The following is an 18330-nucleotide window of genomic DNA, read 5'->3' on the forward strand; positions in this document are numbered from 1 at the left end:
CCTCCGTCGCCCTCGCTCCGGGCCAGTTCGGCGCTCTCTCAGGCTTCCGTTCCCGGCGCGTCGTCTCGGTGTCCACAGGCTGTGGACGCGGCGGGCGGTTCGCCGGGAGGTGTGCGCGGGGTCGTCAGTCGGGATTCTCTGTCCACAGGCTGTGGACAGAGAATCTCAAGGGCGGGCGACGAGGGCGGGACAGCGGAGGCGAAGGCACCCGGGGGGAACGAGGTTCCGGGCGCCCACGACCTCACGTACGGCGTACGAGTGCGGCGGGGCCGCGCCCTGGGTGCTCGGGCGCCACCACGGACGACGTCCGCGGCCGGTCGTCCGCTGCGCGGGGAGGCGCCGAGGCTAGTCCCGTTCGCGCGGGGCGGCCTTGATCTCCGGGTGCGGGGAGGTGGTCGAGCGGACGATGGTGATGAGGCGGTCCGTCAACTGGAGCTTCCCCACGGCCGGATCGTCGTAGCCGAGCACCCGGTGTCCGCGGACGACGCTGACGACCAGATCGTCGGTCTCCCGGGGGCTCAGGCCCACCTCGGCTTTTATGGCCGGGCGTTCGATGATGTCGAGCCCGCTGCCCTGCTGGATCAGATCCTCCATCACGCGGCCCGCCTTCGGGCTGAGCACCGAGAGGCCGAGCAGACGCCCCGCCGCGCTGGCGCTGGTGATCACGGAGTCCGCGCCCGACTGCCGCAGCAGGGGTGCGTTCTCCTCCTCCCGTACCGCGGCGACGATCTTCGCGCCCTTGTTGAGCTGACGCGCGGTCAGGGAGACCAGGACCGCGGTGTCGTCGCGCTGGGTGGCGATGATGATCTGGCGTGCCTTGTGGACCTCGGCGCGGCGCAGCACATCGCTGCGCGTACCGTCCCCCACCACGCCCACGAAGCCCTCGGCATTGGCCGCGTCGATGACCTTGCCGCTGGGATCGACCACGACGACCTGCTCCTTCTTGAGCCCGGTCGCGCAGACGGTTCTGATCGCCGAGCGGCCCTTGGTGCCGAAGCCGACGACGACGGTGTGGTCACGCAAGGTGGACCTCCAGCGATTCAGCCGCCATTCCTCCCGGGTCCGCTCGGTGAGCACCTCAAGAGTCGTACCGACCAGGATGATCAGGAAGACCACGCGCAGCGGCGTGATCACCAGGATGTTGATCGTGCGCGCGCCGTCGCTGACCGGGGTGATGTCCCCGTAGCCCGTGGTCGAGAGCGTGACGGTCGCGTAGTAGAAGGCGTCGAGCAGATCGACGTGGTCGTCGGAGTTGTCGCCGTAGCCCGCGCGGTCGAAGTAGACGATCAGCGCGGTGCCCACGAGTACCAGCAGCGCCATCAACAGCCGCTTGCTGACCTGCCGGAGCGGCCTTTCGACCACCCTGCGCGGCAACTGCACCCGCCGGGTGACGATGTGCTCGTCCGCCTCACGGGCTATGGCGTCATTGCCCGGAAGTTTCACGTGAAACACTCTCCGTCACCGAAGGCCGACCACGGAAGGTCAAGGGTCAGCAGTTCCTCACCGGCACGTCCACCGCCGGGCGGGACCACGACCATCACGTCCGCACCGGCGATGCCCCGCAGCATCGCAGGTCCGCTGAAGTGCAGTGGCACCGCCTCCCCTTCACGCAGCACCGCGGGCACCAGCCGGGTGTCCCGCGGGTGGCCGGGCACCTCCTCGCGCAGGGCCACGGCGCCGGGCCGGGCGGCGATACGGCCGGACAGCACCCGCAGCAGGGGTTCGGCCAGCGTCAGCAGCCCCGAGACCGCGGCCAGCGGATTGCCGGGGAGCCCCACCAGGTGCCGCCCGTCGGGGAGTTGGGCGAGGAGCATCGGGTGGCCGGGCCGCACCTCGACGCCGTCCACCAGGAGCCGGGCGCCCAGTCTCCGCAGGGTCGGATGTACGTGGTCCAGGGGACCGGCGGCCGTACCGCCCGTCGTGACCAGCACCTCCGCCGTGGACTCCGCGAGCGCCGTACGCAGCGCCTCGGCATCGTCCCCGAGCCTGTGCACCGCGGTGACCTCCGCGCCGAGCGACCGCAGCCAGGAGGGCAGCATCGGCCCCAAGGCGTCCCGGATCAGCCCCTCCCGAGGCAGCCCGGAGGTGAGCAACTCATCGCCGAGCACCAGGACTTCGACCCGCGGACGCGGCACGACCAGCAGCCCGTCGTACCCGGCGGCCGCCGCGAGCCCCAGCACCGCCGGGGTGACCACGGTGCCCAGCGGCAGCAACTGGTCCCCGGACCGGCACTCCTGACCACGCGGCCGGATGTCCTGCCCCTGGCCGCTCTCCCGGACGGCATGCAGCCGCTGCCGGGCGTCGACCTGCCCATGTTCGCTGCGCAGCACGGCAGTTGAGCCATACGGAACCCGGGCGCCGGTCGCGATGGCCACCGCCTCGCCGTCCTCCAGGCCCTTCGGCTCCGCATGCCCGGCGAGCGCACCCCCGGCACGCAACTGCCAGGGCCCGGGCCCCGCCACCGCCCAGCCGTCCATCGCCGAGGTGTCGAAGGGCGGCAGATCCGTGAGCGCCGCCAACGGCGCCGCGAGCACCAGTCCCCCCGCCCCCGCCAACGCCACCCGCTCGGGCGCCCGCCCCCCGGCCACCGCCCGCTCCGCGATACGGCGCGCTTGGTGCCAGGGGGTTGCGGGGTGGGGGGTTGGGGGGTTGGAGGGCCCAGGGTCAGGGGTCATGGCGTTGCGGGGTGCGGGGTCGGGAGCAGCTGCCGTCGGCGTCCCGGCAGGGTCCTCGACCGCGTCGAAGTCGAAGACCTCGGGGTCCGCGGCCGTACGGGCGGTTTCCCTTGCTGGGGGCGCCTGTTGAGCTTGGTCGCGTGGGGCGTCTTGGTCGCGTGGGGCGTCTTGGTCGCGTGGGGCTTGATCGTATGGTGCTTGGTCGTGTGGGTACTGCTCGCGGGCTCGTTCGCGTGAGGGCTGCTCGCGCCGGGCAGCCGGGCGGGGTGCCTCGGCTCGCCCGGAGGCCTCGTCGCGCCGGGCTTCCTCGTGCGAGGGGCCGTCCGGCCGGGTGTCCGGGCGGGCGTCCTGCCGTGCACCGCTCCGGGTCTCGCGGCGGGCATCGTCCCTGACGAGAGCCAGTGCCTCCGCCGCGCCGAAGTCCTCGTCCACGGAGGGGTCCTCTCCGTTCGTCCTCCCCCGGCGGGAGGGGGTGCCGTGCGGGGCGGTCATCAGGCTTCCGGCGCGGGAGGTTGCTCCTCGGCCCAGCGCAGGGCGAGGGCCGCGGCCTTCCGCGCCGCTTCGGCGACCTCTTCGGGGCCGCCCTGCGCACGTCCCGCCGCGTACCCGACCAGGAAGGTGGTCAGCGGTGCGGCGGGGCGGGCGACGGAGTGCGCCGCGTCCCGGGCGAGGTCGAGCAGTACGGCGGTGTCGACGTCCAGGTCGATACCCAGCTCGTCCTTGACTGCGGAGATCCATTCGTCCAGCACGTGCCCATGCTCCCTGATGTGTGTACGGGCGGTGGCCAGATCCGCCCAGGTGTCGCAGTCGAACGAGGCCACGGAATCCGGAGACTCGGCCAGACGGCCGAGGGCGAGCCCTTCGGTCAACCGCCGCAGCGGCAGCCCCTCCAGACCGCCGTACGCGGCGGCCATCTCCTCGAGCCGACGCCGAAGGGCCTCGGTCCGATAGGCCCCGACCAGCGGCTGATCCCGCCCCTCGGCATCCACCAGGAGGACGGCGTCCTCCTGTCCGAAGGCCTCGGTGCCCTCTCGGCGGACGGCATCCGGAGCGGTCGGCGGGGTGGCGTCCCGAGTCGCCGGGGTGGCGGCGTCCAGCTCGCGCAGGAGTCGCCGTACGACGGTTTCGTCGAGGAACGGCAGGTCGGCGGAGAGGACGAGGACGTACGGGGGCGCCGGGTCGGCCGCCGCCTCCGGGGAGGCGGACGCGCGCGTGACCGCGGGACGCTCGCCCCCAGGCCCGGGCGCGCCACCGGGCCCGCCCCCGGACGCCGGTACCCGCGCGGACGGTCCGATGCCGCCGTCCAGTGCGCGCAGGCCCGCCGCCAGTGCGGCCACCGGACCCGAGCCGGGTGGTTCCTCGCGGGTCCAGTGCACCGGGCGGACCGTGGGGCGCGGGGCCGCGACGACGACGGTGCGCTCCGCGTCGGCGCAGGCCGTGAGGACCCGGTCGAGGAGGCGGCGCCCCCCGACGCGGAGCCCCGGCTTGTCGGCGCCGCCCAGCCGCCGCGCCCCGCCGCCCGCGAGGATCACGGCGTCGAAGCGCGGGGCGGGTGCCTCGGAGGCGGAAGCGCTCATGCCCCGAGTATGGGCGCTTCCGGCGGCCGTCACGGGGCCAAAAGCGCCGCTCGCGGCGGGGTCTGCGTCACAGTGTCCGCAGCAGCACCGCCGGCTGTTCCACGCAGTCCGCCACATACCGCAGGAAGCCGCCCGCCGTACCGCCGTCGCAGACCCGGTGGTCGAAGGTGAGCGCGAGCTGCACCACCTTGCGGACCGCCAACTCGCCCTGGTGCACCCAGGGCTTGTCCACGATGCGCCCGACGCCGAGCATCGCGGCCTCGGGGTGGTTGAGGATCGGCGTGGAACCGTCGACCCCGAACACCCCGTAGTTGTTCAGGGTGAAGGTCCCGCCGGTCAGCTCGGCCGGGCTGAGGTTTCCGGCCCGCGCCGACTCGGTCAGCCGGGCGAACTCCGCGCTGAGCGACTCCGCGTCCCTGGCCTGCGCGTCCCGGACCACCGGCACCACCAGACCGCGCGGTGTCTGCGCGGCGAAGCCCAGGTGCACCTGGTCCAGGCGCACGATCTCCCGCGCCTCGGTGTCGACGGTCGCGTTCAGCTCCGGGAAGCGGGCCAGCGCCGCCGTGCAGATCCGGGCGAGCAGGGCGATCACCGAGATCTTCGGCCCGCCCGCGGCGTTCATGTCCGTACGGGCCCGCATCAGCAGGGTGGCGTCGGCGTCGACCCAGCAGGTGGCGTCCGGTATCTCGCGGCGGCTGCGCGAGAGCTTGTCGGCGACCGCCCCGCGTACGCCCCGCAGCGGGATCCGGGCACCGGCCGCCGCCGAGCCCGCGAGGGGGTTGCTGCGCACCGACTCGGTACCGGGCTGGAGCGAGGCGGCTCCGGCCGCCGGGGACGGCACCGGCTGGGCGGCCGCGGGTGCCGCTGCCGCCGAGGTCTGTCCGGCCGGGCGCGCGGCGGCCCGGTCCGCGGGGGTCGCGGCCCCCGCGGCGCGGATCGCGTTCTCGACGTCTCCGCGCAGGATGAGCCCCTCCGGCCCGGAACCCGGCAACTCCCTGAGGTCCAGGCCGTGTTCGCGCGCCAGCCGCCGCACCAGCGGGGAGATCACCGGGACGGGTCCGTCGCCGTGCACCGAGGCGGTGCCTGCGGCCCCCGCCGGGGCGGAGGACGGAGCCGAGAGCGCGGGCTCGGCCGCGGCGGGTGCCGGATGGGCGCGGGTGGTGCCCGCGGTTCCGGCCGCCCCGCGGGGGGAGCTTCCGGCCGCCGGGGTCGAGGCCGCGTCCCCCGACGGGGCGGGCGCGGCGCCGAAGCCCTGCGTGGGGCGCACCCTGCGCCGCCGGGCGGGGGCGGCGCCCGTGCCGTAGCCGACGAGGACGTTGCCGGAGGATTCGGCGGAGCCCGAGCCCTGTCCGGTGGCGGAGGCCGGGGAGGAGTCCGTGGACGTCCCCGCGGCGGCGCCCCGGCCCGTACCGGTGGCGCCCGCGACGGGCTCGGCGCCGGGTGCCGCGCCGGTCGAGTCCAGGGTGGGCGCCCCCGGTTCCGTACCGCCGACCGCGACCGTCAACAGGGGTGCGCCCACCGGGAGTTCGGTGCCCTCCTCGCCGAAGCGGGCGGTGACCACGCCGCCGTAGGGGCAGGGCACCTCGACCATCGCCTTGGCCGTCTCGACCTCGACCACGGGCTGGTCGATGGCGACGACATCGCCCACCTGCACCATCCAGCGGACGATCTCGGCCTCGGTCAGACCCTCGCCGAGATCGGGCAGCTTGAATTCGAGCACCTGCGCCATCAGCCCTCCGCCTCCCATTGCAGCCGCGCGACCGCGTCCAGGATGCGGTCCACACCCGGCAGATGGTGCCGCTCCAGCATGGGCGGCGGATAGGGGATGTCGAAGCCGGTCACCCGCAGCACCGGGGCCTCCAGATGGTGGAAGCAGCGCTCGGTGACCCGCGCGGCGATCTCCCCGCCGGGACCGCCGAAGCCGGTGGCCTCGTGGACCACCACGGCCCGGCCGGTACGCCGTACCGAGGCGCACACCGTCTCGTCGTCGAAGGGCACCAGGGAGCGCAGGTCGACGACCTCCAGGTCCCAGCCCTCGGCCTGGGCCGCCTCCGCGGCCTCCAGGCACACCGGCAGCGAGGGGCCGTAGGTGAGCAGGGTGGCGCTGCGGCCGGTGCGGCGGACCACCGCGCGGCCGATCGGCTCGACCTCGCCGGGGGTCTCCGGATTCCACGCCGACTTGGACCAGTAGAGCCGCTTGGGCTCCATGAAGACCACGGGGTCGTCGGAGGCGATGGCGGCGCGCAGCAGCCCGTAGGCGTCCTCGACGGTGGCCGGGGTGACCACGTGCAGTCCGGGGGTGGCCACGTAGTACGCCTCGGAGGAGTCGCTGTGGTGCTCGACGCCGCCGATGCCGCCGCCGTACGGGACGCGCACGGTGATCGGCAGCGACATGGCGCCCCTGGTGCGGTTGCGCCAGCGCGAGACATGCGAGACGAGCTGCTCGAAGGAGGGGTAGGCGAAGGCGTCGAACTGCATCTCGACGACGGGACGCAGCCCGTACATCGCCATGCCGACGGCGGTGCCGAGGATGCCCGCCTCGGCGAGCGGGGTGTCGGTGCAGCGGTCCTCGCCGAACTCCTTGGCGAGCCCGTCGGTGATACGGAAGACACCGCCGAGGGTGCCGACGTCCTCCCCCATCACATGGACGGTGGGGTCCTCTGCCATGGCGTCCCGCAGCGCGCGGCCGAGGGCCTGCGCCATGGTCGCCGGTTTCGCGGCAGCGGTGGTCATCGTCCGGTCCCTCCCAGCTCGTCGTGCTGCTGGTCCTCCGCCGCCGCGTCCAGCTCGGCGCGCAACTGGGCGGCCTGCTCCCGCAGTTGGCCGGTCTGCTCGGCGAAGACGTGCTGGAAGAGGTCCATCGGGTCGAGGACCGGGTCGGCGTTCATCCGGGCGCGCAGCTCGGCGGCCATCGTCTCGGCCGCGTCCTTGGCGGCCTGCCTGCCCTCGTCGTCCAGCAGCCCGCGCTCGGTCAACTCCCGCTCCAGGAGGGCGATCGGGTCGTGCTCGCGCCAGACCTCCACCTCGTCCTCCTCGCGGTAGCGGGTGGCGTCGTCGGCGTTGGTGTGCGCCTCGATGCGGTAGGTCAGCGCCTCGACCAGGGTGGGGCCGCCGCCGGAGCGCGCCCGCCGGACGGCCTCGGTGAGGACCTCGTGGACCGCGGCGACGTCGTTGCCGTCGACGAGGCGGCCCGGCATTCCGTACCCCACGCCCTTGTGGGCGAGCGAGGGCGCCGCGGTCTGCTTCTCCAGCGGCACGGAGATCGCGAAGCCGTTGTTCTGCACCAGGAAGACCACCGGGGCCTGCCAGACGGCGGCGAAGTTCAGCGCCTCGTGGAAGTCGCCCTCGCTGGTGCCGCCGTCGCCGACCATGGCGAGGGCCACCACGTCGTCACCGCGCAGCCGCGCGGCGTGCGCGAGTCCGACGGCGTGCGGCAGCTGGGTGGCCAGCGGGGTGCTCAGGGGCGCGATGCGGTGCTCGCGGGGGTCGTAACCGGTGTGCCAGTCGCCGCGCAGCAGGGTGAGGGCCTCGACCGGGTCGAGGCCGCGGGCCACCGCCGCGAGGGTGTCGCGGTAGCTGGGGAAGAGCCAGTCCTGTTCCTCCAGGACGTCCGCCGCGGCGATCTCGCAGGCCTCCTGGCCGGTCGTCGAGGGGTACACGGCGAGGCGGCCCTGCTTGGTGAGGGCGGTGGCCTGCGCGTTGTAGCGGCGGCCGCGCACCAGCTGGGCGTACAGGCGCCGCAGCAGCGCGGGGTCGGCCTTGCGCGCGGCCTCGGTGCCGAGCACCCGGTAGGGCTCCGCGTCGGGGAGCAGCGGGCCGGGGTCGGTACGTGGCTGCCAGGCGGGCGGCGGGGTGGGCCGATAAGCGCCCCGCTGCTCGAGAACCGTCGGGCTGTTCCTCTTCACCGCGTGCACCTCCTCGTGAGGATCGCTTCGTGGGGGACCGGATCCGGGGCGCAACGGGCTGTGATGCGCCTCACCAACCGATTGTTCGGTCAGCGGCACATTTTGGCTACAGGCGCCTCAAGGCTGTGGACAATCGGTTCTGCACAACCTGAGATGAATGCAGTACGTCCATGGTAAGGAGGCGAGAGGACATGGCATCTGAACGAATGGCCGAGGGGGAACCCGTCCGCGACGAGCCTCCGCCCCCGCCGCAGACGCCCGAACCGTGGATTCCGCCCCGTCCGCTGGACGCCGTCGACCGCCAGATCCTGCACATGCTCCGCGCCGACGGCCGCGCCTCCATCCGCTCGGTCGCCGAACGCGTCCATGTCTCCCGCGCCAACGCCTACGCCCGCATCAACCGCCTGGTCGAGGACGGCGTGATCCGGGGCTTCTCCGCCCGCGTCGACCACGAGCGCGCGGGGCAGGGGACCTCGGCGTACATCACCCTGAAGATCGTGCAGAACTCCTGGCGCACCGTCCGCGAGCAGCTGCGCGAACTCCCCGGCGCCTCCCATATCGCCCTGGTCAGCGGCGACTTCGACGTCCTCCTGATGGTGCACACACCCGACAACAGGACCCTGCGCGAACTCGTCCTCACCCGCCTCCAGTCCATCCCGGAGGTACTGAGCACCCGGACGCTGCTGGTCTTCGAGGAGGAGGATCTGGAGCCGGGGGTGTGAGGGGGGCCGGGTGGCGGGAAACAGATGCCAGGTAGCAGATGACGGATGACAGATTTCACTATCCGTCATCCGTCATCCGTCATCTGTCAGCTGTTACCTGTCAGCCGACACCTGCCACGCGCCGAGCGCCCAGCCCTCAACTCCGGGGCCGAGTCCGGCTCCGGGTTCGAGTCCGGGCCCGAGTGATCCGAGTCCGAGTCCGAGTCCGGCTACGGCTACGGCTACGGCTACGGCTACGGCTACGAACCCCACCAGCCCCCGGCTCCGTACTCCCAGCCCCACCGACCGGCCCCCGCCCTACCCCCGCACCCCCGAGAACACCACCCGCACCACCGCGTCCGCGAGTTCCCGCTCGGCCAGTGGGCCGCCGCCGGGGCGGTACCACTCCACGATCGAGTTGATCATCCCGGAGACCAGCAGGGCCGCCAGGCGTACGCCGACGTCGGTGCGGACCTGGTTCTCGGCGGCGGCCGCCCGGAGCAGTTCCGCGATCCGGTGGTCGAACTCGCGGCGGCGCTCCAGCGCCCAGCGCTCGGTGTCGGTGTTCCCGCGGACCCGCAGCAGCAGCGTCACATAGGGGAGTTCGGCGATGAGGACCTCGACCATGCGCCGCGTCACGTATTCCAGGCGCTGCACCGGCGGGCCGCCGAGGGCCGCCTCCTCGGAGAGGATGCCGAAGAGCCCGTCGAGGGCGCGGCTCACGGCCCGGCGCAGCAGTTCCTCCTTGCCCGAGACATGGTGGTAGATCGAGGACTTGGAGATCCCGGCGGCCTTGGAGAGGTGCTCCATCGAGGTGCCGTCGTAGCCGCGTTCGTTGAAGACGGTCACCGCGACCGCGAGCAGCGAGTCCGGGGTGTAGGTGTCCCGCTTGGCACCGGTCATGGGGCGGACTCCCGGTTCTCGGAGGCGTAGGCGTGCCGGTAGAGCGCGAGGGAGGGGGCGTACCGGCCGCTGGGGTCCCGCATGTGCAGGTCGTCGAGGAGGGAGTGGGCCCAGGTGCGGCCGAGGGTGCGGCTCCAGGCGAAGGGACCGGCCGGGTAGTTGACGCCGAGGCGCATCGCGGTGTCGATGTCCTCCTCGGTGGCCACGCCCTTGGCGACGGCGTCGTGGGCGAGGTCGATGAGGCGGGCGACGGTGCGCGCGACGATCATGCCGGGTACGTCGCCGAGGAGGCTGACCTTCTTGCCGAGGGCCTGGAAGAGGCCGACGGCCTCGGCGACCGTGCGCGGGCTGGTGTCCTGGGAGGCGGAGAGGGCGATCCGGGTGGCGCTGCGGTAGTCGAAGGCGAGGTCGAAGTAGACGACATCGCGGAATTCGACGGAGGTCTGCCCGTCGGCCAGGGCGAGTTGGCCGCCGCCGGGCAGCACGAGCCGGGTGCCGTGGTCCTCTTCCTCCTCGCGTACGGGGATGCCCGCCGCCTTGATGAGGTCGAGGAGGTCGGCGGCCGGGCCGAGGTCGCCCTCGGCGACGACATGGGCGGGCGGTTCGGCGGGTTCGGCGGTGTGCGGTTCGGGCTGCTCGGCGTCCTCCCCGTAGCCGTACCAGCCCTGGCCGGATTTGCGGCCGAGCCGGCCGGACTCCACGAGGCGCTGCTGGGCGAGCGAGGGCGTGAACTTCACGTCGTGGAAGAAGGAGTGCCAGACGGAACGGGTGACGGACTCGTTGACGTCCTGGCCGATCAGGTCGGTCAGTTCGAAGGCGCCCATCCGGAATCCGCCGGACTCGCGCAGCACCGCGTCGATGGTGGCCGGGTCGGCGCCCTGGCCCTCGTAGACCGCGAAGGCCTCGGCGTAGAACGGCCTGGCGATCCGGTTGACGATGAATCCGGGGGTGTCCGCGCAGGCCACGGGGGTCTTGCCCCAGGCGCGGGCCAGCTCGTACGCGCGGGTCGCCGAGGTGACGTCGGTGGCGAAACCGGAGACCACCTCGACCAGCGGGAGCAGCGGGGCGGGGTTGAAGAAGTGCAGGCCGACGAACCGGCCCGGCTGCCGCAGCGCGCCGCCGATCGCGGTGACCGAGAGGGAGGAGGTGTTGGTGGCGAGCAGGCAGTCGGGGGCGACGAGGTCTTCGAGGGCGCCGAACAACTCCTGCTTGATCGCGAGGTCTTCGCGTACGGCCTCGACGACGAGCACGGCGTCGGCGAACTCCGCCAGCTCGGCGGCGGGACGCAGCCGGACGAGCGCGGACTCGCGGTCGGCGGCGCTCATCCGGCCCTTGTCCACGAGCCGCGCCAGGCGCGCCGCGATCGCCTCCGCCGCCGCCTGGGCCATGCCGGGCGCGGCGTCGTACAGCCGCACGGTGTGCCCGGCGACCAGCGCGACCTGGGCGATGCCCTGGCCCATGGTGCCGGTGCCGACGACGCCCACGGTGTCGCCCGCACCGGGGGTCTCGGGGCCTTCGGGACTGCTGGGGTCGACTGCTGTCATGCTCGCGATCCTCCCGCACGGGGTTTTCCACAGGTTCAGCGGACCCTCTTGTCCCGACCGATCGTTCGGTTACTCTAACTCTGTCCGCCCGTTCCTGCCCAGCTCGCCCGGCTCGAAGAGGAGCCGGTCAAAGGAGGAGTTGGTCCCTGATGGCCGCCGCCCTGCCCGTGTCCGCGCTGATCGAGAAGCACCGGCCCACCCTCGACAAGGCCCTGGAATCGATCCGCTCCCGCGCCTACTGGTCCCCGCACCCCGAGCACCCCAAGGCCTACGGGGAGAACGGCAGCCTCTCCCTCCCCGAGGGCAAGGCCGCCTTCGACGCCCTGCTCGGCAACCGCCTCGACCTGGACCAGCCCGGTACGGACGACTGGACCGGCGACGAGGTCTCGCCGTACGGACCCGAGTTGCACATCAGCTATCCGCACGCCGACCCGGACGTCCTGCTCCCCGCGATGCGGGCGGGCATGCGCGCCTGGCGCGAGGCGGGCGCCGAGGCCCGCGCCCTCGTCTGCCTGGAGATCCTGGCCCGCATCAGCGCCCGTTCGCACGAGTTCGCGCAGGCCGTGATGCACACCAGCGGTCAGGCCTACATGATGGCCTTCCAGGCCGGCGGCCCGCACGCGCAGGACCGCGGCCTCGAAGCCGTCGCCTACGCCTACGCGGAGCAGGTGCGCACCCCCGGCGAGGCCGAGTGGACCAAGCCGCAGGGCAAGCGGGACCCGCTCGCGCTGCACAAGACCTTCACCCCGGTCGGCCGCGGCGTCTCGCTGCTCATCGGCTGCAACACCTTCCCGACCTGGAACAGCTACCCGGCCCTCTTCGCCTCCCTGGCCACCGGGAACCCGGTCCTGGTCAAGCCGCACCCGCGGGCGGTGCTGCCGCTCGCCCTCACCGTGCAGGTGGCGCGCGCCGTGCTGGCCGAGGCGGGCTTCGACCCGAACCTGGTGGCGCTGACCGCCGAGCGCCCCGGCGAGGGCAGCGCCAAGACCCTGGCGCTCCGCCCCGAGGTGCGGATCATCGACTACACCGGCTCCACCGAGTTCGGCGACTGGCTGGAGGGCAACGCCCGCCAGGCGCAGGTGTACACGGAGAAGGCCGGGGTGAACACGGTCGTCCTCGACTCCACGGACGACTATCAGGGCATGCTGGCCAACCTGGCCTTCTCGCTGTCCCTGTACAGCGGCCAGATGTGCACCACCCCGCAGAACCTGCTCATCCCCCGGGACGGCATCCGCACCGACGCCGGGGAGAAGTCCTTCGACGAGGTCGTGGCGGACCTCTCGACCGCGGTCGGCGGGCTGCTCGGGGACGACGCCCGGGCCAACGCCCTCCTCGGCGCGCTGGTGAACCCGGGCGTGAAGGAGCGTCTGGAGGCGGCCCCCGGGCTCGGTGAAGTCGCCCTGGCCTCCCGGGAGATCGGCAACCCGGAGTTCCCGGACGCCGTGGTGCGCACCCCGGTGGTGGTCAAGCTCGACGGTGCCAAGCCGGACGCCGAGGCGGCCTACCTCAGCGAGTGCTTCGGCCCGGTCTCCTTCGCGGTCGCGGTGGACTCCACCGAGGGCGCCCTGGAGCTGCTGCGCCGCACGGTGCGCGAGAAGGGCGCCATGACGGTCGCCGCCTACTCGACCTCCCCCGAGGTCACGGCCGCCGTGGAGGAGGTCTGCCTGGAGGAGTGCGCCCAGCTCTCCCTGAACCTCACCGGCGGGGTCTACGTCAACCAGACCGCCGCCTTCTCCGACTTCCACGGCTCCGGCGGCAACCCGGCGGCGAACGCGGCCCTGTGCGACGCCGCCTTCGTCGCCAACCGCTTCCGGGTGGTGGAGGTCCGGCGCGAGGCGTGAGCTGAGGCGCACGGCCAGGTCTGAGCCGCGACGCCCAGGGCTGAGAACCGGGGCACGCAGGTCTGAACTGCGACGCCCGGGCTGAGCCGGACACCTCGGCCTGATCCCGGCTCCACGGCGCCGCTCGCACGGGAGTGGGTCGCGCCCCGTACCCACTGGGGACGGGGCGCGACCCACTGTGCGGAAGTGGCGATCGGGCCGTGCCGAAGTGGCCATCGGGCTGTGCCGAAGCTGCGATCGGCCTGTGCCGGAGTGGCGGTCCGGCGGGGCGCGGGCGCTAGAGGACGGCGCCCAACTCCCGCAGTACGGCGGCGATTCCGGGCGCCCGGCCCCGGAGCCGGGCGTTGCCGATCACGAGAACCAGGGGTTCACCGGCTTCCGCCGCCCGGGGCTCAGCCGCTTCCGCCGCCCGGGGCGCGTCCGCGGCACAGCAGCAGCGCGGTGTCGTGCTCGCCTCGTCGTCGCGCGGAGCCGGGTCCGGTGCCGGGGGCTGTTCCGACCCCTGCTGCGCCGCGGCGTCCTCCGGCCCGCCGTACTCGGCCGAGGCCCTCGGGCGCGGGTCCCCGTCGGCCTCCCGCACATGCCGGACGACGTCCACGAACTTGACGTTGCCGCAGGGCCGCAGGAGCTTGCTCCCGTGGATGCCGACCGCCTCCACGGCAGGGCAGCGGTAGTACGGGCCGAAGGGCGGGCCACTGTCCTCGCCGGGGTCCGGCACCCGGATCTCCATCTCCCCGTGCGGGCAGTGGACCGTGCCGTCGGACAGCACGGTGAGGTCCCGGTCCAGCGTCGCGCCGATGTCGGCGAGGATGTGCGCCTGCGTCCCCACCGCCTCGGTGAACGTCCGCGCCATACGCTCCCGGTGGTGACCGAGGTCGGCGTCCCCGCGGCGGACCGAGGGGAGGAGTTCGGCGGTGACCCACTCCTGGAAGGGGCGGGCGGCGGGCTTGTCGGAGCGCATGATCAGCAGATAGAGACCTGCTTCACTCACCAGATTCAGCTGGTGTGGGTTACTGGGTCGGCTGCTCTGACCTGCGGACATACCGTCACCCGGACTCTGAGTTCGGGTCGCGACCCTCATGTCGATCGTCTGGATGTGCTCGGGGCCGACGATCCGGCGGGCCTTGTGGGGGCTTCCGCGGTCCAGGATCCGGCACACATCAGCCGTCGAGAACCACAGCTCCCGGCCGATCACGACCACCCGGATCGGCTGCCCCGTGGGCGGGAAGGCCAGCTCCCTCAGAGCGGGTGCCGGAGCGCCCGCCGCCGAGGAACCGCCCACCGACTCCAGCACCGCCCGCCGTACCGCCGCGGCCACCGCGCTGTTGCGCAGCAGCATCGCGAGGACGAGGGCGGTGCGCCGGGTGAACACCGAGAGGGAGCGGGCCCCTTGACGGCGTTCGGGCATAGTGGCCGCGAGGAAATCGGTGAGTTCGCGGCCCTGGAGCTGCCGGTACCCGTGCTGCGCCAGCTCCGCGGTGCGCCTGCGCACCAAGCGGCGCAGGACGACGGCGTCGACCTCCAGGTAGTCGGCGAGCATGGCGGCGGTCAGATGGGTGCCGTCCGCGAGCAGCGGCAGTTCCTTGACCTTGTCGAGCAGGGCGGTGCGGTCGGCGAGCGTGGCCCGGACCGCGGGGGAGTCGAGCAAGGACTCCTCGGTGTACTCGGTGTGCATGGTGGTGTTGCCTCCACGTGCGCCCCCGCCCGTCGGGACGAGGGCATGGCGGGAAAACCCCCTCGAAACGCCCGGGGGCGGAAGGCGGACCTTTTCCCGGCCCTAGGAGCGGAGATCGGCTCACCATTTCCCACGTACTGCACGACCGGCCGCGCTTACGCGCGCACCGGCAACCACCACCGAAACCCTCGACGCCACATACTCCAACTGCCTCCGCGCACCGTGCCCAACGAAACAACCGTACGAAGGTCACACCTCTGCGCGGTCTTTCGCGCTCAGCCGCCCGCGCCACCCGTGGCACCCGCGCCGCCCGCGCCGCGGCCGGGAGCGGCCTCCGATCCGGCCGACCAGTGGAAGAGCGTCATCGCCACGCTGGTCGCGAGGTTGTAGCTGGAGACCTGCGGGCGCATCGGCAGGGCGAGCAAGTGGTCGGCGCGGGAACGGACTTCGGCGGACAGGCCGCTGCGTTCGGAGCCGAAGGCGAGGACGGCGTCGTCGGGCAGCCGCGTCCCGCGGAGGTCCGTGCCCTCGGGGTCGAGGGCGAAGACGGGGCCCGGCGGCAGTTCGTCCACCCCGAGGCGCTCGACGGCGGTCGCGAAGTGGAGCCCGGCCCCGCCCCGGACGACGGTCGGATGCCAGGGGTCGAGCGTGCCGGTGGTGACGACGCCGGTGACGCCGAAGCCGGCCGCGAGCCGGATCACCGCGCCCGCGTTGCCCAGGTTGCGCGGGTCGTCGAGGACGACGACCGGGGTGCGCCGGGGCATCCGCGCCAGCGCGGCGAGTCGGGCGGCCCGGTCGGGGCGTGCGGCGAGCGCGGCCACCGCGGTCGGGTGCAGCCGCGGCACCAGCTCCCGCAGCGCGTCCTCCGGGACCTCGGTGAGCAGGGCGTCCAGCGCCGGTACGACATCGGGTGCCAGCTCGGCCGCGAGGGCGAGCGCCGCCGCGCGGTCCGCGGTGAGCGCCATCGGCACCCGGGCCCCGAACCGCAGGGCGTGCTTGAGCGCGTGGAAACCGTCGAGGAGCACGAGGTCCTCGCCCTCCTCGGCCCGCGCCCGCCAGGCGCGTACCGCCTGCCGCGCCTTCTCCCCAGGGGCGGCCGCCGCCGTGTCGTTCATGGCCCGAAGCCTACGGGCGCCCCGCCACCGGTCCCGTCCGCGCGGGCGGGACCACCGGGGACCGAACCGCCGTCCGGGACAGCACCACCAGGGGCAGCACCACCGGAGACAGCGCGACCGGAGACAGCAGAACCGGAGACGGCAGGACCGGAGACGGCAGGACCGGAAGCAGCGGGCGCGGGCGCCGGAACCGGCACCTCGGCGGGAGGGCGGCCGGGGGCGGGACCAGCGGGGCGGGGGAGCGGCAGACGTCCGTACGGCAGGCGGCGGCGGAGCCGGTCCGCGCCGGTGCCGAGGCGGCGCAGGAAGGCCGTCGGCAGGAAGACCGCGTCGGCGGCGATCATCGCGAGGGAGAAGAAGGGCAGGCCGAGCACGACGGCGATCACCGCGTGCTCGCAGATCATCGCGGCCAGCAGGACGTTCTTGACCCGCCGGTTGAAGAGGGTGAAGGGGAAGGCCACCTGCACCAGGACGGTCCCGTAGGTGAGGACCATGATCACCAGGCCGTGGGAGGCGAGTACGTCCGAGAGGGCGGGCCAGGGCGAGAAGTAGTCCAGGTGGAGCGGGTAGTAGACGGCAGTGCCGTCCTGCCAGCGGCTGCCCTGGATCTTGTACCAGCCCGCGGTCGCGTAGATGAGGCAGGCCTCGGCCATGATCACGAACAGGGCGGCGTTGTGGACGAGATTGCCCAGCGCGTCCAGGAAGCGGCGGAGCTCGCCGCCGGGGGCGGTCCTGCCGAGCAGCCACCACAGGGCGTACGCCGGCCACAGCCCGAAGAAGAGCAGGGCCCAGCCCGCGCTGAGCTTGCCGAGGACCGCGGCGCTCAGCAGCGCGAGCCCGAGCACCGACCAGAGCACGATGCCGCCCCGGTCGGCGCGGGCGCCGCTCTCGCGCGCCCGGCGCAGACGGCGCTCGTCGAGGGACCAGACCTGCCCGCAGCGGGTGAAGACCAGGTAGATCGCCATCAGGTGCAGGACGTTGTCGCCGCCGTCCCCGAGGAAGACGCTGCGGTTCTGCAGCGAGAGCACCCCGACCATGAAGAGGACGGACAGGGCGCGGGTGTGCCAGCCGAGCAGGAGCAGCAGGCTGGAGAGCAGACCGATCCCGTACACGGCCTCGAACCACAGCCGCCCGTCCGACCACATCAGCAGGGTGAAGGCGTCGTTCCCCTCGACGAGGGTCCGCGCCAGCTCCCAGCTCCAGGGGCTCTCGGGGCCGTACAGCTCGTGCCGGTGCGGCAGTTCGCGCAGCAGGAAGAGCAGCCAGGTCGTGGCGAAGCCGATCCGGACGACCGCGCTCTGGTACGGGCCGAGCGCGGAGCCGGTGATCCGGGTGACGCCGCGGGTGAGCGCGTCGAGGGTGCTCTTCACCGGTCCCCCGTCTCCAGCGCGGGCGCGGGCGCGCACCTGCCCCGAGCCGCCGTCCCGCCCCGCCCCAGCGGCACGTCATCGGAGTCGGCGGACCACCACGGCAGCTCCCGGAGGACGGGCTTCCCGGTGGCCTTCTCCTCGCTCCACCCGGGCGGCGCGACCTGCGTGGTACGGGACCGCAGCTGCACCCGGACCATGGCGCAGCCGGGGCCGCCCGCCTGCTCGCGGTCCAGGCGCAGCAGGGCGATCCGGCGTATGTACTGCTCGGAGAGGTCGCCGCGCGATCCGGTCGCGCGGTTCTGCTCGTCGTGCGAGGAGACGTAGAAGTCCCAGGCGCGGCGCAGCTCGTTCTGCTGGGTGTGGCTGGGCAGCAGATTGCCGTCGATGGCCGCGCCGTCCATCGCGGAGAGGTCGTACCAGCCGGTGGTGCTGGTGCCGCCGCCGTCGGTCCGGACCTCGGCCCTGGCCTGCACGGAGACGTTCTGCTGGAGCGGGTTGGGCGCGAAGAGCTTCCAGTTCTGCTCGAACTCCGGGTACACCCAGTCGTCGACCGCCTGGCCGTGCTTCTTGGTCATCGTGTTCGAGGGCGCCACGTGCAGGAACACCATCAGCAGGTGCACACCGACCAGCACGACGACCCCGGCCAGCGCCAGCGCGAGCGCGACCTGGTACCGGGGCGAGAGACCGGCCATGCCGGGGGGAGGCGGGGCGGGCGCCGGGGGCGCGGGGAGCGTGGGCCAGGGGTCGGGCGCGCCAGGGTGCTCGGGGGCGGCCGAGGTCTCAGGGGTGGCCGGGCCGTGGTCGGACGCGACCGCACTCTCGGCGCGCTCTGTGCTCTCGGCACTCTCGGCGCGCTCTGCGCTCTCGGCACTCTCGATGCTCTCGGCGTCCTCGGCGTTCCCGCTCTTCGCGGTGGCCTTGGCGCCCTCGCCCTCGCCGTCGTCCCCGCCGTCGTCGGCGTGCACGTCCATCCCTCTCCTCCCCCCCTTGTCTGCTCGTCTGCCTCATCGGCCTCTGTCCGCGC

General features: G+C 73.3%; 14 protein-coding genes. 2 read left to right on the forward strand and 12 right to left on the reverse strand.

Features of this window, described 5'->3' with window-relative positions:
- Positions 1-345 precede the first annotated feature (345 nt).
- From MID12_RS15465 to pdhA, 6 genes are all read right to left on the reverse strand, one after another.
- Entirely contained in the window at positions 346-1443 is a 1098-nt protein-coding gene (locus MID12_RS15465) for a potassium channel family protein (RefSeq protein WP_040251063.1), read from the reverse strand.
- Positions 1440-3077 (reverse strand): molybdopterin-binding protein, encoded by a 1638-nt coding sequence (locus tag MID12_RS15470; RefSeq protein ID WP_411577064.1) that lies wholly within the window; start codon positions 3075-3077, stop codon positions 1440-1442. Before MID12_RS15470 ends, MID12_RS15465 begins: the two co-directional genes overlap by 4 nt.
- An 89-nt stretch (positions 3078-3166) precedes the next feature.
- On the reverse strand, positions 3167-4252 hold the full coding sequence (locus MID12_RS15475; RefSeq protein WP_263167868.1) for a DUF6457 domain-containing protein: 1086 nt from the start codon (positions 4250-4252) through the stop codon (positions 3167-3169).
- A gap of 67 nt (positions 4253-4319) precedes the next feature.
- Positions 4320-5981: a dihydrolipoamide acetyltransferase family protein gene (locus tag MID12_RS15480; RefSeq protein WP_263167870.1), complete on the reverse strand. Its 1662-nt coding sequence runs from the start codon at positions 5979-5981 to the stop codon at positions 4320-4322.
- Positions 5981-6985: an alpha-ketoacid dehydrogenase subunit beta gene (locus MID12_RS15485; protein ID WP_040251067.1), complete on the reverse strand. Its 1005-nt coding sequence runs from the start codon at positions 6983-6985 to the stop codon at positions 5981-5983. The genes MID12_RS15480 and MID12_RS15485 overlap by 1 nt, the downstream gene beginning before the upstream one ends.
- Entirely contained in the window at positions 6982-8157 is a 1176-nt protein-coding gene (gene pdhA, locus MID12_RS15490) for a pyruvate dehydrogenase (acetyl-transferring) E1 component subunit alpha (protein ID WP_263167873.1), read from the reverse strand. The genes MID12_RS15485 and pdhA overlap by 4 nt, the downstream gene beginning before the upstream one ends.
- Positions 8158-8363: 206 nt before the next feature.
- Between pdhA and MID12_RS15495 the strand changes: the two genes are divergently transcribed.
- Positions 8364-8879 (forward strand): Lrp/AsnC family transcriptional regulator, encoded by a 516-nt coding sequence (locus tag MID12_RS15495; RefSeq protein WP_411577065.1) that lies wholly within the window; start codon positions 8364-8366, stop codon positions 8877-8879.
- Between the two features lie 297 nt (positions 8880-9176).
- On the opposite strand, the gene MID12_RS15500 is transcribed toward MID12_RS15495, so the two are convergent.
- Both MID12_RS15500 and MID12_RS15505 read right to left on the reverse strand, forming a co-directional pair.
- On the reverse strand, positions 9177-9761 hold the full coding sequence (locus tag MID12_RS15500; protein ID WP_040251073.1) for a TetR/AcrR family transcriptional regulator: 585 nt from the start codon (positions 9759-9761) through the stop codon (positions 9177-9179).
- Positions 9758-11305, reverse strand: a complete 1548-nt coding sequence (locus MID12_RS15505) for a 3-hydroxyacyl-CoA dehydrogenase (protein WP_263167878.1) — start codon at positions 11303-11305, stop codon at positions 9758-9760. Before MID12_RS15505 ends, MID12_RS15500 begins: the two co-directional genes overlap by 4 nt.
- Before the next feature lie 149 nt (positions 11306-11454).
- Between MID12_RS15505 and paaN the strand changes: the two genes are divergently transcribed.
- Positions 11455-13146 carry a phenylacetic acid degradation protein PaaN gene (paaN, locus tag MID12_RS15510; protein WP_263167880.1) on the forward strand — a complete coding sequence of 564 codons (1692 nt, stop codon included), beginning with the start codon at positions 11455-11457 and terminating at the stop codon, positions 13144-13146.
- Positions 13147-13423: 277 nt separating this feature from the next.
- Here paaN and MID12_RS15515 read toward each other — a convergent pair whose 3' ends face one another.
- The 4 genes from MID12_RS15515 to MID12_RS15530 form a co-directional block, all read right to left on the reverse strand.
- On the reverse strand, positions 13424-14821 hold the full coding sequence (locus tag MID12_RS15515; RefSeq protein WP_263167882.1) for a Bro-N domain-containing protein: 1398 nt from the start codon (positions 14819-14821) through the stop codon (positions 13424-13426).
- A gap of 275 nt (positions 14822-15096) precedes the next feature.
- Positions 15097-15936, reverse strand: coding sequence for a TrmH family RNA methyltransferase (locus MID12_RS15520; protein ID WP_078844996.1), 840 nt, complete (start codon positions 15934-15936; stop codon positions 15097-15099).
- The gene (locus tag MID12_RS15525) at positions 15933-17306 is read right to left on the reverse strand and encodes an HTTM domain-containing protein (RefSeq protein ID WP_263167884.1); all 1374 of its coding nucleotides are present in this window, start codon (positions 17304-17306) and stop codon (positions 15933-15935) included. Before MID12_RS15525 ends, MID12_RS15520 begins: the two co-directional genes overlap by 4 nt.
- Entirely contained in the window at positions 17303-18277 is a 975-nt protein-coding gene (locus MID12_RS15530; protein WP_263167885.1) for a DUF5819 family protein, read from the reverse strand. The genes MID12_RS15525 and MID12_RS15530 overlap by 4 nt, the downstream gene beginning before the upstream one ends.
- Positions 18278-18330 lie beyond the last annotated feature (53 nt).

It is taken from the genome of Streptomyces sp. SCSIO ZS0520, assembly GCF_025643355.1.
In the GTDB taxonomy this organism is placed as follows: domain Bacteria; phylum Actinomycetota; class Actinomycetes; order Streptomycetales; family Streptomycetaceae; genus Streptomyces; species Streptomyces physcomitrii.

Coding starts and splice junctions, on each gene's coding strand:
- MID12_RS15475 (WP_263167868.1), bottom strand. CDS start 4,252: ATGAGCGCTTCCGCCTCCGAGGCACCCGCCCCGCGCTTCGACGCCGTG.
- MID12_RS15480 (WP_263167870.1), bottom strand. CDS start 5,981: ATGGCGCAGGTGCTCGAATTCAAGCTGCCCGATCTCGGCGAGGGTCTG.
- MID12_RS15485 (WP_040251067.1), bottom strand. CDS start 6,985: ATGACCACCGCTGCCGCGAAACCGGCGACCATGGCGCAGGCCCTCGGC.
- MID12_RS15495 (WP_411577065.1), top strand. CDS start 8,364: ATGGCCGAGGGGGAACCCGTCCGCGACGAGCCTCCGCCCCCGCCGCAG.
- MID12_RS15500 (WP_040251073.1), bottom strand. CDS start 9,761: ATGACCGGTGCCAAGCGGGACACCTACACCCCGGACTCGCTGCTCGCG.
- MID12_RS15505 (WP_263167878.1), bottom strand. CDS start 11,305: ATGACAGCAGTCGACCCCAGCAGTCCCGAAGGCCCCGAGACCCCCGGT.
- paaN (WP_263167880.1), top strand. CDS start 11,455: ATGGCCGCCGCCCTGCCCGTGTCCGCGCTGATCGAGAAGCACCGGCCC.
- MID12_RS15515 (WP_263167882.1), bottom strand. CDS start 14,821: ATGCACACCGAGTACACCGAGGAGTCCTTGCTCGACTCCCCCGCGGTC.
- MID12_RS15520 (WP_078844996.1), bottom strand. CDS start 15,936: ATGAACGACACGGCGGCGGCCGCCCCTGGGGAGAAGGCGCGGCAGGCG.
- MID12_RS15530 (WP_263167885.1), bottom strand. CDS start 18,277: ATGGACGTGCACGCCGACGACGGCGGGGACGACGGCGAGGGCGAGGGC.